This window comes from Pseudoalteromonas sp. MMG022, from assembly GCF_021654245.1.
GTDB classification, from domain to species: domain Bacteria; phylum Pseudomonadota; class Gammaproteobacteria; order Enterobacterales; family Alteromonadaceae; genus Pseudoalteromonas; species Pseudoalteromonas amylolytica.
The window spans coordinates 25,499-38,438 of sequence record NZ_JAKFZQ010000003.1; the positions used below are offsets into that span (position 1 = coordinate 25,499).

A 12,940-nucleotide genomic window follows, 5' to 3' on the forward strand; every position below is an offset into this window, starting at 1 on the left:
TGTCGCAGTGTACACTTTTTTAACACAAAATCAAACAAGGTTAACCTTGTGTTCATTTGACGTTTAACAGTGACGGTGGGGAGCAGAAAAGCGCTGATACAGAGCCAAAAGTGGTCACAGCTAGAGTTTGTTGCCAGTGGTCACTGGCACAGTTTACGTGTTACACATTCAATAGACGTTGCATCACGCGTGATTTAGGAGCAGCAAAAATGCTTTGGGTATTACCGTATTCGGCGACTTTTCCTTTATTTAGCACCAATAGCTGGTCGCTCATATGTTTTACTAAACTTAAGTGGTGGGTGATCAACACATAGCTCAAGCCTGACTCGCGTTGTAGCTCTAACAATAAGTTTACGGTCTGGGCTCTAACCGAAGGGTCTAACGACGATAGCGCTTCATCCAATACCACCACCTTTGGGTCTAAAATGAGTGCCCTTGCCAGTGCGATACGTTGCAATTGCCCGCCGCTAAACATGTGTGGGTAATAGTCATAATGTTCACTAAGTAAACCTACACGAGTGAGCGTATGTTTAATCTTTTTATCACGTTGTTGTATGGTCAGTTCGGTATTTAGGCGTAGGCAGTCATCCAGCATGTCGCCAATGGTTAGACCTGGGTTCAACGAACGCGTTGGGTCTTGAAAAATTAACCGAATATGGCGACATTGTGTGTTACGTAAACCATCATCTTCGATGGTGTCACCGTCAAGTAGTATTTGCCCCTTGTCGGCATGATCCGCACCTGCCAATACCCGTGCTAAGGTACTCTTACCCGAACCGGTTTCACCAATAATGGCAAGGGTTTCACCCACTCCCACAGAGAAGGAAATATTGGTCAGAACCTGAGCATGCGTGCGTTTAAATACACCCGCGCGTGTGCAAAACGATTTGTTTAGTGCTTGCACTTTTAGGAGTGGTTGCATTTAGGCTTATCCTTCATCAGTGGAAAGTGGCATGCGTAAGTATGGCTGTGTACTTTGCTCTGTGTTGGCGTAACGACGCATTGCTTTTGAGCCTGCGGGCAACGCGGTCCAAGTCGGCAGCCTATGGGCAAATGCTGTAGCGGAGGAATGGTGCCTTTAAGTGCATAAAACGGTTCTTTGTGGGCAAGCCCTTGTGCATAGTCGGGTAGGCTTTTTACCAGTGCTTGTGTGTAAGGGTGAAATGGGGTGCAAAATACCTTATCGGTGGGACCCGCTTCAACCATCTGACCACAATATAAAACATGCATGGCGTGTGACCAGTCTGTGATCTCTTCAAGCTCATGAGATATCATCAAAATAGACATGTTTTTCAGCTGATTAAGGCTTTTAAGTAAGCGAAAAACTTGTGCTTTAGCAACACTTTCAAGGGCGGTAGTTGGTTCATCAGCAATTAACAGTTTGGGGCTACGGGCAATAGCCATGGCTATCATGACTTTTTGACAGACCCCTTCAGAGAGCTCGTGTGGGTAGCTGCTGGCTACTTTTTTGTCGTCTCTGATCCCTACCTTGTGTAGCAGTGCCTTAACCTTGCTCTTTCTTTCGCTGCTGCGTGAGAAAAAGTTACTTTTGATGCTGCTGTCAGGTATCGACTCGGCAACCTGATCGTATATTTTAGCGGTAGGGTCTAGGCTCCGGCTCGGTTCTTGGTAGATCATCGCCATATCTCGGCTCACAATTTTACGGCGCTTTTCAGGGCTCAACCTCATAAGATCCACGCCCTGCCAGTGCATTCTGTCAGCCGTTACCGTCCAACGCTTGTTCAATACACCCACAATGGCTTTGGCAATTAGGCTTTTACCAGAACCAGATTCGCCCACAAGGGCATGAACCTCTCCCTCTTTTAGGCTGAGGTTGATTCTATCGACGGCGCGGATCACACCTTCTTCGGTCTGCAATTCTATGGTCAAATTTCGAATATCGAGCAACTGCATTAATCCACCTTTCGCCCTTTGAGTACCTGCCTAAGGCCATCACCTACTAGATTAGTAGATAATACTGCAATAAATAGTAACACACCGGGCAGGCCAACCGTCCAAGGTGCTAGATAAATGAGGCTGAGGTTTTCAGCCAAAATTGCGCCCCACTCGGTTGTGGGAGGTTGTGCACCCAGTTTTAAAAAGCCCAGTGCGGCAATATCCAAAATTGCGGTAGATAAAGCCATGGTGAAAATAACCACGATATGCTCGTAAATGTTTGGTAAAACCCCACGGATAAGAATTTGCCACTTTGATGCGCCATCCAGACGAAACGCACTGATGTAATCTTTACTGAGCTCTTCTACCACGAGGTTTCTGACCGAGTGAACATGCTGGGGTAACAGCGCAAAAATAATCGCCCACACGGTGTTGAGTAACCCTGGACCTAACACCGCAATAATGATGATAGCCAGTAGTAGGGAAGGGATAGATAACGTGATGTCTAACAAGTGATTGAGTAGGCTAGAACGCAGCCCTTTACTGATCCCCGCAAAGGTACCTAGTACAACACCGATTAAGGTCGTCACAAGCGCGGCGATGATGGACAGGCCAAATGTAAATGTTGCGCCATTCATTAATCTTGATAACACATCACGACCCAAATCATCGGTGCCGAGGATAAAGCGCACATCACCAAGTTCATGCCACGATGGCGGTAGTAGCAAGGCGTCACCATGTTGTTGGTTGATACCATACGGCGCGATAAATGGTGCAGTAATAGCCAACAGTGTTAAGGCAACAAAGACCCAAAGCCCAACCAGTGCTGGGTGATTAGATTTAAACTTTCGCCACAACCGAGACAGTGGCGAGCGATTTGACTCTTCGCTAAATAAACTAAACTTTGCCATGGGCCTGATTTCTCGATAATGGGTCTAGTAAAGTATGACTAAACTCAGCCAGCATATTGGCTAAAATGACAAACATTGATACCGCCAGCAGGCCACCCTGAATGGCAGGGTAATCGCGTTGATAAATACTATCTATGAGCCAGCGGCCCACACCAGGCCAAGAGAAAATCACTTCAGTGATCATGGCAAGGGTGATCAAGGTACTAAACTGCAAGCCAATTTGTTTTATTACTGGCAGTAGCGCATTTCGCAGGGCGTGATGCATGATCAACTGGCGTCGATTGAGACCTTTGGCGCGTGCTGTTTTGATATAATTTTGCTCCAACACATCGAGCATAGAGTCTCTGGTAAAACGGATCAGCACAGTCGTTGGGTACATCGCCAGCACGATGGTAGGCAAAGCCAAATGATGCAAAGCATCCACAAATGCGAGGCCTTGATAGGGAAACCCCTGCAAAACAATATCAAGTAAAATAAAGTTACTAATGGGCTCCACTTCATAAAGTAGGCCAATTCTACCTGACATGGGGAACAGGCCGAGTCCTAGGCAAAATACCATGATAAGTAATAATGCTAACCAGAATATAGGCACCGAAAACCCAAGTAGACTTAGCGAATTAATGACCTTCTCGGGCCAACGTTTGTGATAGGCCGACGCTATAATTCCCGCAGGGATGCCAACGAAGATTGATACCAGTAACGCGTACACGCATAGCTCTAAAGTAGCAGGGAAAAGCTTAACCACATGGTCGAATACGCTTTGTCCAGATGACAAAGATACGCCCCAATCGCCTTGCAAGATGCGCTGCAAGAAAGCCAAATACTGGACAATCACCCCCTCATTGAGGTGATACTTTTCAGTCAATTGTTGGCTTTGCGTGAAGGATGGATTCATTTGACCACTGACATTGGTCAATAACTCACCTGGGAACATATAGCTCAAAGAAAACGTAAACACGGTTAACGTGAATATCATGAACAACAGCAAAGATAAGCGCCTGAGCAAATATTCAAATAACATCAGTCGCGCCTCGCTTTACCTAGAGAGATGCCACCAAATGGACGAAGAGAAATGTCTTTAACATCTGCGCTGGTGGCTTGAAAGCGCATACCATGTGCAATTGGCACTAAAGGTAATTGCTCAATAATCATTTGCTGTGCTTGATGATAAAAAGTTTTACGTAACTCAACATCTGTGGTGTCTAAAGCTTGGGTCAAAAGTAGGTCAAACTCTGGATTACACCAGTTTGCTGGGTTTTTTCCGCTAAAGGTGGCGGTACAACTTAACAATGGACTGAAAAAGTTATCAGGGTCTGGCGTATCAGCCGCCCATCCTAACAACACGCTATCGTGTTCATGTTGACCAATACGCTCTAAGAATGTATTCCATTCATATTCAACAATGCGTGCTGATATGCCAATTCCCTTGAGGTCACTTTGAATGAGTTCGGCCATTTTTCTAGCATTGGGGTTATAAATACGCGATACAGGCATTGCCCACAGGGTCATGCTAAAACCGTCTTTATATCCTGCTTCGACAAGCAGTTGTCTGGCGTACTCAGGGTTATAAGTTGGCATATTGTTTTGCGCTTTAAACGCCCAAGACGAAGGCGGCAAATGGGAACGCGCGATGATACCATTACCGTAAAATACCGCCTGCATGATTTTTTCAAAATCGACAGAATGTGCCAAAGCCTTGCGCACTAACAGGTTATCAAAAGGCGGCTTTTCAGTGTTGAATGCCCAATACCCAATGTTGAGGTTTGGTGCTCTATCCACGCGAATATCATCACGAGCGGCCAGTACGCTTAATTGTGTCGCACTTGGGTGTGCGGTGATGTCGCATTCTTTGGTTAGCATTTTGGCAATGCGGCTAGTACCGTTGGTGGTAATATCAAAAACCAGTTGTTGCATTGGTACAGGGTGTTTCCAGTAGTGCTCGTTACGATGGTAGCGGATCAGGTTATCGCGCAAAAAGCTCTTATATTTGTATGGGCCCGTGCCTATCGGGTAGGTATCAAATAGCGATTTTTGCTCAAGCGCCGCGAGGTGATCAGCATACTCCTGCGATAGGATCACCGCAAAGTCAGTAGCTAAGTTAGATAAAAAACTACTCTCTGCATTGAATAGCTCAAAGCGGACCGTGTAATCGTCCACCTTCACAACCTGACGAATCAGTTGATCTAGCCCTACACTTTGAAAATAGGGATAGTTTGCGTCGCCCACAAAGTGATAGGGGTTATACACATCAAACAACCGGCGAAAAGAGAACACCACATCATCAGCATTGAGCAAACGAGTAGGGGTAAAGTAATCGGTATGATGAAACTGTACATCTTTACGTAGGTAAAATGTGATCATCTTACCGTCGTCACTGACCTGCCAAGAATGGGCGATTTCGGGCTGAAATTCAGCGGTTTCCGGATCAATACTCAATAAGGTGTCATACAGCTGACTCGCTATGATGTCGATGGTTGAGCCTGTGGTCGTCACTTGTGGGTTGAACGACACTGGATTTGCTTCAGAGCAATATACTAACCCTTGGGTTTTTCTAATAGTCTGTTGGCTGGCATCTATACAGCCTAGCAAGTAGGTACACAATACACCTAACAGCAAATTACGCACGCTTATGCCTCTTGTTTTTGACCCGAGTCTAATAAGTTGTATTTTTTCAAATATCCACGTAGCTGATGATACGTTAAACCAAGCATTTGTGCAGTTTTCTTTTGATTAAATTGGCTATGTTTAAGTGCTTTTTGTAATAAGTCGATTTCAAATTCATTAGAAAGCGATTTTAAATCACATGGAAAGCTTGCTGTTGAAGCATTGCTTTGTGGCTCTGACGTCTGCGCAGTATCTGCTTGACTTAGCGTTGCCGCTGAGGGGGCACTTGTTTGTGGCATCACTGTGGCTTTTACGCGCTGGGTAGGGCGATGCGGGCTTTCAAACGGGTCTAAAACGATATTGTGTACCGGTAAACTTTCACTGCCGTGGCGATATAAACTGCGCTCGATGACATTTTTTAGTTCACGAATATTGCCGGGCCAGTCGTATTCTAACAATTTCTCGGTGGCCTTACGGGTAAAGCCGCTAAACAGAGACCAGTTGAGATCGCGGGCCATGTTAATGGCAAACTGCTCGGCTAATAACATGATGTCGTCCTGACGTGCTCTAAGTGGGGGTAAAGTAATTACGTCAAAGGCCAGTCTATCGAGCAAATCGTGACGAAATTCACCGTTATCAGCTAAGGTAGGTAAATCTTCATTAGTTGCACACACGAGACGAGTATCAACTTTTACCGTGCTCTTGCCACCTACGCGTTCAAATTCACCATACTCTATAACGCGAAGCAGTTTTTCTTGCACCATTGCTGAGGTGTTTGCTAATTCATCTAAAAATAAAGTGCCACCATTGGCGCGCTCAAAGCGACCTTCGTGACGCTTACTAGCACCGGTAAATGCGCCACTTTCATGGCCGAAGAGTTCACTTTCGAGTAAATTTTCATTGAGCGCGGCGCAATTAAGTTTGATATAGTTCTGTTCCCATCGCTCAGACAAATAATGTAACCTTGCTGCGATAAGCTCTTTACCTGTACCACGCTCACCAATGATGAGAACGGGTTTCTCAAGTGGCGCCAGTTGTGACACTTGGTCCAACACAGCTAAAAAGCTATCAGATTGGCCGAGTAAATTATCCTGTTGGCGAAATTGGCTCATATTGCCTAACTCTTAGTTATTTTTGCTAACTGTTAGTGTATTTCAAAAATGGGTTGAACTAAAGTTATTTTTAAAATCAGTTAACCTTATGATATTGTTATTCTTTTATGGTTTTGAAAAGTTGGCAAGTAATTTGATACATAACCAGTCAGCAATTCAAATTTATAAACCAAAGAGGTAAAGATTATGGGAATTTTCTCTCGTTTTGCAGACATCGTTAATTCTAATATCAATGCCATTTTAGATAAAGCCGAAGATCCAGAAAAAATGGTTCGTCTTATCATTCAGGAAATGGAAGATACATTAGTTGAAGTTCGCTCTACATCTGCTAAAACATTAGCAGAAAAGAAAGAGCTGACGCGTCGTGTTGAGCAACTTAATGCGCAAACTCAACAGTGGCAGGAAAAAGCCGAGTTAGCATTGAGCAAAGACCGTGAAGACTTAGCTCGAGCTGCATTGCTTGAAAGACAAAAGTCTGAAGAGTCGGCACAAAGTGTTAAGTCTGAACTTGAGCATGTTGAAACACACATCGAAAAATTGCAGCAAGAAGTAACAACTTTGCAAGAAAAGCTGGCAGATGCCAAAGCAAGACAAAAAGCTATCGTATTGCGTCAACGCTCTGCAGAGTCGCGTCTTGAAGTTAAAAAAGCACTTGATAGCTCAAAAGTAGAAGATGCGCTTAACCGTTTTGAACGCTATGAAAGTAAGATTGACGGTTTAGAGTCGCAAATTGAGTCATACGACTTAGGTAAGAAGTCGCTGGCTGATGAAATTGCAGACTTACAGAAAAATGAAAAAATTGATGATGAATTGGCTGAGCTGAAGAAAAAGCTAGCTAATAACAAATGAACTTAACTGGTATCTGCTGAACTAATTCAGTAGATACCAACTGCAAGGTTATGCCTTTTCTTGTGGAGTAATAAATTATGGACTTAGACGTTTTAGTAGCACCAATTATTATTTTTATGGCGGTAGTTGCACCACTTTGGTTGATTTTACACTATCGCAGTAAAAAGCAGGTAAGTCAGGGGTTGAGCGAACACGAACATCGTCAGCTTATCGAGCTTGCCAACAAAGCCGAGAAAATGGCTGAACGTGTTGAGACACTTGAAGCATTGCTTGATCAAGAAGCACCACAGTGGAGACGCAAGTATGAGTAGTTTAAAGCGCGAGCTATATCGAGACCCGAAACGCGGCAAAATCGCTGGGGTATGCGCGGGACTAAGCGATTACTTTAATATGGAATTGTGGTTAGTACGTATTTTGGTCATTACCGCAGTGTTGCTTTCAGGTGGACCTTTGTTTGTTGTAGCTTACATTGCATGTTGGTTTATCTTAGATACTAAACCATACTCAGAGTCTCTTAAGAGTGATAAAAACAATGAGGACCCTATCTCTGTTAAATTTAAAGTTTGGCAAAAGGGTGAGCCGCCAAGACGTGCATTGTTTGACTTAAAAGAGCGCCTGACTCGTTTAGATGACCGTATTCAAAATATGGAGAAGTACGTGACCTCTAGCGAATTTACAGTGAGCAGAGAGATCAATAAGTTGTAGTCTTGAACTGAAAAGCTAATGTGGCGTGCGTGCGCCACAGCGCTTGAAACCAAATAAAGAGGGAACCTGAACAAACATGAAAGCTAAGCTTATTACTCAAAATGCCCTCGAAAAAATCAAATCAAGTACCCAAAAAGCCATTAATCGCAGCCTAGACAGACATGTAAAACTGGCGGTGACGGGGTTTAGCGGTAGTGGCAAAACCGCATTCATCACGGCCTTAGTTAAGCACCTAACCAGTCAGGCGAATAAGCAAAATCTTCCCTTTTTTGATGTGGTCCGTGAACAGCGCCTTATTGCAGCTAAGCAAGTTCCGCAAAGAGCGCTGGATATTCCTACCTTTGATTATCAAAGTGCTATCTCATGTTTACTTGCGGATGAGCCTAGATGGCCACCATCCACTGAACGCATCAACACCTTAACATTGGCGATTAAGTTTGAAACAAAACATGGACTTAAACAGCACCTATCTGGTATTAGCACGTTATATCTTGAGCTCATTGATTACCCAGGAGAGTGGTTGGCTGATCTGCCCATGATGTCACAGGACTACCAAACTTGGAGTGAGGCCATGTTGGCCTTGCTAAAAGCAGATGCCTATAAGCCTTATAGTGAAGAATTTTTATCATTGTTGGCAGATTTCAACAGCGCAGAGCAAGTCGATGAACAGATACTGAAAACATTAGCACAGAGCTACCAGCAAGTACTCGCTGCCCTGAAGAAAAATACCCACCTTGCCCAACTACAACCGGGCAGAATGCTTATCCCCGGAGACTTAGCAGGCGCGCCTATTTTACTATTTTTTCCGGTGGATGCTCAGGCTCAAGGTGGTGATAACAGTCAATATCAGCAGCTAAAAGCGCGTTTTGAAGCTTACAAACAACAAGTGGTTACACCTTTTTATAAACAGCACTTCTGTCAGTTTGACAGACAATTGGTGCTGGTTGATGCACTGAGTGCCCTCAACGATGGGCCAGATACATTGGCAGAGCAAAAGGAAGCGATTGGGCATGTGATGCAAGTGTTTAATTACGGCAAGTCAGGGCTACTAAAACGACTGTTCTACCCAAAAATAGACAAGGTCCTGTTTGCAGCTAATAAATGCGATCATGTTAGCCCATCACAGCAGGCGGATATTGCCTTGTTGCTCAACGATATGTTGGGAGCGCACAGTAATGATCTGCGCTTTGCAGGGGTCGCGGTGGATACAATGGCAATTTCTTCAGTACAAAGTACGCAAGTCAAACGAGTACAAGAAAATGGTCAGTCATTGGAATGTGTTTATGGCAAAGTATTGGCAGAGGATGGTTGGACGACTTACTTACCACCACAACCACCAAATCACTGCTTATCTGCTCAGCAGTGGCCTGAGCAGGGTTTTGAGTTCTTATCATTTTCGCCGCTAAAAGCTTCAAAGGGAGAACTTGGCCATGTTCGTCTTGACCACGCATTACAATTTCTTATCGGAGATAAATTAGCATGAATGACGTCAAGAAGTTACGCGCTGGTAGGCGTATTGCGACCAGTGTTGAGCCTGATCATGGTAAGCCGCCGCTAGAGTCGGGTAAACGCCTAGAAGGTGAGCACATAGATACAGCAGCAGATGAAAGCACGGGGATGGAAGCTGAACAAGAGGTGGTGCTTGAGCAGGTATTTCAAAAACCAAAAAGAAGATTAGGTTTGTTCGGCTACTTTGTTATTAGTCTACTCACCCTTGTGGTGGTTGAAAGCGTCTATAGCATTGTCGAAGCACTGCAAAACTCTTGGTTATTGGCAATACTTTACATTAGCGTATTGGGGCTAGCTGTAATGAGTGCGTTGCTATTCATTATTAAAGAAGCAAGCGCATTACGAAAGCTGAAACACCATCAGCAACATCGCCAAGATGGCCAGAGATTGCTCAATAGCACCCAAATCGGAGAAGCACAGGATTGGTTGAGCCCGCTGCTTGAACATCACCCCAAGCAACAGGTTGAAGAGTTTAAAGCAGCTATTAAATCCCATCATACAGACAAAGAAGTGTTACAACTGTACGAATCAAGCTTGTTACAGACACAAGACCAGCGTGCCAAAGAAATGATCAGTCAACACGCTACAACCAGTGCATTGCTGGTGGCGATGAGCCCATTAGCACTGGTTGATATGCTCGCGGTGCTATGGCGTGGTATTCATTTGATAGAAGCAATCACCAAACATTACGGCATTAAGTTAGCCTATCGCAGTCGTATCACCTTGTACAAATTGCTGTTCAAGCAAATGGTGTTTGTGGGGGCTGCGGAACTTGTCACAGATCTCGCTGCGACAAGCTTAGGCGCAGAATTATTAGGCAAGCTTTCAGCCAGAGCAGGTCAGGGCTTAAGTGCAGGCGTGTTTACTGCACGCTTAGGATATAAGACGATGGAGCTATGTCGGCCATTGCCACGCCTCGAACAAAAACCAAACTTACTGAAATCAACGGTCGATCAGTTAGTTAAAACACTATTAAAACGTACAGAGACTGTAACTAAAACGAGTAGGTGACAACAATTATGTACACCTCCCCATGAGCAAGTGGGACTAGCTAGCCATCTTAGCGTCTGGCTTGCTTGTGAATTTTACCTCGCTGACTTATTTATTAGATAAATCAATTACAGAATAATAAGTTAACAGGTTAATTTATGAAGAAGTATCACGACAACACGCAATGTATTCACGGCCCAGAACATTTTGAAGACCCACATGGTGCGCTTACTGCGCCGTTGTATCAAACATCTACTTTTGCGTTTAAAGATGCGGCACAAGGTGCAGCACGCTTCGCAGGAGAAGAAGCCGGTTACATTTACACACGTCTTGGCAACCCAACGACACGAGAATTAGAGCAAAAGTTAGCACAGCTGGAAGAGATGGAAGATGCGGCTGCCACTGCAACCGGTATGGGGGCTGTATCGGCTTCGGTGCTAAGTTTCCTACAACAAGGAGACCACTTAATAGCGTCAAGTGCGTTGTACGGTTGTAGTTTTGCGTTGTTTGCACACATGTTACCTAAGTTTGGTATCGAGGTAACGTTTGTGGATATGACCAATGAAACGGAGCTTAAAGCGGCTTTAAAACCAAATAGCAAAATGCTCTTCGCGGAGACGCCTATAAACCCGAACATGACAGTTTTGGATTTAAAAATGTTGGGCGACTTTGCAAAACAACATCAATTGATTAGCGTGATCGACAATACGTTTATGACGCCACTGTTACAAAAGCCTAAACATTTCGGAATTGATATTGTCATCCACAGTGCCACCAAGTATCTCAATGGGCATGGTGATGTTGTAGCGGGTATCGTGTGTGGTACTAAAGAACATATCGAACTGATTAAACTTACCGTGCTTAAAGATATTGGCGCGACCATCAGCCCACACGACGCGTGGCTCATTAATCGTGGTTTAAAGACTTTGGCTGTTCGTATGGCTCGTCACTGTGAAAGTGCCCAAAAGGTGGCTGAGTATTTAGAAAAGCACCCGAAAGTGAGTAAGGTTTACTACCCTGGACTTGCCTCTCACCCAGGTTATAAGTTTTTGGGTGAACAGATGAAAGGTGCAGGTGGGGTGATAGCGTTTGAGATAGCGGGCAGCTTGCAAGATGGTGAAGCATTTATCAATGCGACTGAGCTTTGCACACTGGCTGTGAGCCTAGGCGACCCTGAAACATTGATTCAACATCCAGCTTCAATGACACACTCTCCTTATACACCAGAAGAGCGTCAAGCGGCTGGTATTTCAGATGGTCTGATCCGTATTTCTGTCGGACTAGAGGATGTGGAAGATATCATTGCAGACTTAGAGAACGCTTTTGAGGTGATTTGATGTAAATTTATATTTACACTGAAAGCCTATAAAACCCGCCTATTTGGCGGGTGTTTATTTTTTAATACAAATTTGTAATTTAAGGTGTACAAAATTGTGGTTTGTTCAGATGGCGTCGTGAGCGTCAGCTATTACACTTTTCGTTAGTTTTACATAGTATCGTAGTAACAAGTTGAGGCGCGATCATCATAGATCGACCGATGTAAAAAGAAGGTTAAAATGGCTAAATCGAGCAAATATACTTCTAAGCAACCCGATGCAAATGGCATCATTGCTTGGAGTGATGAAGAGAATGAAATTTGGTCAGAGCTAGTGGCTCGTCAACTAAAGTGTATTGAAGGCAAAGCGTGCGATGAGTACATGGAGGGGTTGAAGAAGATCAACCTACCGCATGATCGCATTCCACAGCTACATGAGCTTAACGAAGTGCTGGGTAAAGAAACTGGCTGGCAAGTGGCCCCTGTTCCGGCGCTTATCGACTTTGATGAGTTTTTCCGTCTATTAGCAAACAAACAATTCCCAGTTGCGACGTTTATACGCAGCAGAGAAGAGTTTGACTACTTACAAGAGCCTGATATTTTCCACGAGATCTTTGGTCATTGCGCTATGCTGACTAATCCAGACTTTGCTGAGTTTACGCACAAGTACGGCCAGCTGGGATATGCCGCACAGAAAAAAGACCGAGTGTATCTAGCGCGTTTATACTGGTTTACAGTTGAGTTTGGTCTAATGCAAACCGAAAAAGGCTTGCGTATTTATGGTGGTGGCGTTTTATCAAGCCCTGGCGAAACTCAGTATGTTTACACTGACACACCAGAGATTTCACCTTTAAATGTCTTGGACGTGCTGCGTACACCATATCGCATTGATATTATGCAACCTGTGTACTACACCATTAACTCAATCCATGATTTGTTTGATATTTCACAAATGGATATCATGTCATTGGTTGAAGAAGCAAAAGAGTTGGGCTTATTCGAGCCAAAATTTCCACCTAAAGAAAAGTTAGCAAGTTAAGGATTTATTA

The 12,940-nt window shown here is 44.3% G+C and carries 13 protein-coding genes; 7 read left to right on the top strand and 6 right to left on the bottom strand.

All coding sequences use genetic code 11. The features are described from left to right. Positions 1-160: 160 nt before the first annotated feature. Genes L1070_RS03295 through pspF form a run of 6 tightly spaced genes read right to left on the bottom strand, consistent with a single transcriptional unit; the run spans position 161 to position 6,523 of the window. Positions 161-922: an ATP-binding cassette domain-containing protein gene (locus L1070_RS03295; RefSeq protein ID WP_237124488.1), complete on the bottom strand. Its 762-nt coding sequence runs from the start codon at positions 920-922 to the stop codon at positions 161-163. Continuing rightward, a complete protein-coding gene (locus L1070_RS03300; RefSeq protein ID WP_237124489.1) occupies positions 907-1,914 on the bottom strand; it encodes an oligopeptide/dipeptide ABC transporter ATP-binding protein in 1,008 nt (335 codons plus the stop codon). Before L1070_RS03300 ends, L1070_RS03295 begins: the two co-directional genes overlap by 16 nt. Then, entirely contained in the window at positions 1,914-2,807 is an 894-nt protein-coding gene (locus L1070_RS03305) for an ABC transporter permease subunit (protein ID WP_070984200.1), read from the bottom strand. Before L1070_RS03305 ends, L1070_RS03300 begins: the two co-directional genes overlap by 1 nt. After that, complete coding sequence (locus tag L1070_RS03310) at positions 2,794-3,828, bottom strand: ABC transporter permease subunit (RefSeq protein ID WP_237124490.1); 1,035 nt, start codon at positions 3,826-3,828, stop codon at positions 2,794-2,796. Before L1070_RS03310 ends, L1070_RS03305 begins: the two co-directional genes overlap by 14 nt. Then, positions 3,828-5,432: an ABC transporter substrate-binding protein gene (locus L1070_RS03315; protein ID WP_237124491.1), complete on the bottom strand. Its 1,605-nt coding sequence runs from the start codon at positions 5,430-5,432 to the stop codon at positions 3,828-3,830. Before L1070_RS03315 ends, L1070_RS03310 begins: the two co-directional genes overlap by 1 nt. A 2-nt stretch (positions 5,433-5,434) precedes the next feature. Continuing rightward, the gene (gene pspF / locus L1070_RS03320; protein ID WP_237124492.1) at positions 5,435-6,523 is read right to left on the bottom strand and encodes a phage shock protein operon transcriptional activator; all 1,089 of its coding nucleotides are present in this window, start codon (positions 6,521-6,523) and stop codon (positions 5,435-5,437) included. A gap of 186 nt (positions 6,524-6,709) precedes the next feature. Between pspF and pspA the strand changes: the two genes are divergently transcribed. The 7 genes from pspA to phhA all read left to right on the top strand — a co-directional run bounded on the left by pspA (position 6,710) and on the right by phhA (position 12,930). Further along, a complete protein-coding gene (gene pspA / locus L1070_RS03325; protein ID WP_237124493.1) occupies positions 6,710-7,372 on the top strand; it encodes a phage shock protein PspA in 663 nt (220 codons plus the stop codon). A 74-nt stretch (positions 7,373-7,446) separates the two neighbouring features. After that, positions 7,447-7,683: an envelope stress response membrane protein PspB gene (pspB, locus tag L1070_RS03330; RefSeq protein WP_237124665.1), complete on the top strand. Its 237-nt coding sequence runs from the start codon at positions 7,447-7,449 to the stop codon at positions 7,681-7,683. After that, entirely contained in the window at positions 7,676-8,077 is a 402-nt protein-coding gene (gene pspC / locus L1070_RS03335) for an envelope stress response membrane protein PspC (RefSeq protein ID WP_070984212.1), read from the top strand. Before pspB ends, pspC begins: the two co-directional genes overlap by 8 nt. Before the next feature lie 76 nt (positions 8,078-8,153). Continuing rightward, a complete protein-coding gene (locus L1070_RS03340; protein WP_237124494.1) occupies positions 8,154-9,560 on the top strand; it encodes a YcjX family protein in 1,407 nt (468 codons plus the stop codon). After that, positions 9,557-10,597 carry a TIGR01620 family protein gene (locus tag L1070_RS03345; RefSeq protein WP_237124495.1) on the top strand — a complete coding sequence of 347 codons (1,041 nt, stop codon included), beginning with the start codon at positions 9,557-9,559 and terminating at the stop codon, positions 10,595-10,597. The genes L1070_RS03340 and L1070_RS03345 overlap by 4 nt, the downstream gene beginning before the upstream one ends. Before the next feature lie 137 nt (positions 10,598-10,734). Beyond that, a complete protein-coding gene (gene megL / locus L1070_RS03350) occupies positions 10,735-11,913 on the top strand; it encodes a methionine gamma-lyase (protein ID WP_237124496.1) in 1,179 nt (392 codons plus the stop codon). Between the two features lie 219 nt (positions 11,914-12,132). Further along, a complete protein-coding gene (gene phhA, locus L1070_RS03355) occupies positions 12,133-12,930 on the top strand; it encodes a phenylalanine 4-monooxygenase (protein WP_237124497.1) in 798 nt (265 codons plus the stop codon). Positions 12,931-12,940 lie beyond the last annotated feature (10 nt).

Coding starts and splice junctions, on each gene's coding strand:
- pspC (WP_070984212.1), top strand. CDS start 7,676: ATGAGTAGTTTAAAGCGCGAGCTATATCGAGACCCGAAACGCGGCAAA.
- pspF (WP_237124492.1), bottom strand. CDS start 6,523: ATGAGCCAATTTCGCCAACAGGATAATTTACTCGGCCAATCTGATAGC.
- L1070_RS03345 (WP_237124495.1), top strand. CDS start 9,557: ATGAATGACGTCAAGAAGTTACGCGCTGGTAGGCGTATTGCGACCAGT.
- megL (WP_237124496.1), top strand. CDS start 10,735: ATGAAGAAGTATCACGACAACACGCAATGTATTCACGGCCCAGAACAT.
- L1070_RS03340 (WP_237124494.1), top strand. CDS start 8,154: ATGAAAGCTAAGCTTATTACTCAAAATGCCCTCGAAAAAATCAAATCA.
- L1070_RS03295 (WP_237124488.1), bottom strand. CDS start 922: ATGCAACCACTCCTAAAAGTGCAAGCACTAAACAAATCGTTTTGCACA.
- L1070_RS03300 (WP_237124489.1), bottom strand. CDS start 1,914: ATGCAGTTGCTCGATATTCGAAATTTGACCATAGAATTGCAGACCGAA.
- phhA (WP_237124497.1), top strand. CDS start 12,133: ATGGCTAAATCGAGCAAATATACTTCTAAGCAACCCGATGCAAATGGC.
- L1070_RS03305 (WP_070984200.1), bottom strand. CDS start 2,807: ATGGCAAAGTTTAGTTTATTTAGCGAAGAGTCAAATCGCTCGCCACTG.
- L1070_RS03310 (WP_237124490.1), bottom strand. CDS start 3,828: ATGTTATTTGAATATTTGCTCAGGCGCTTATCTTTGCTGTTGTTCATG.
- pspA (WP_237124493.1), top strand. CDS start 6,710: ATGGGAATTTTCTCTCGTTTTGCAGACATCGTTAATTCTAATATCAAT.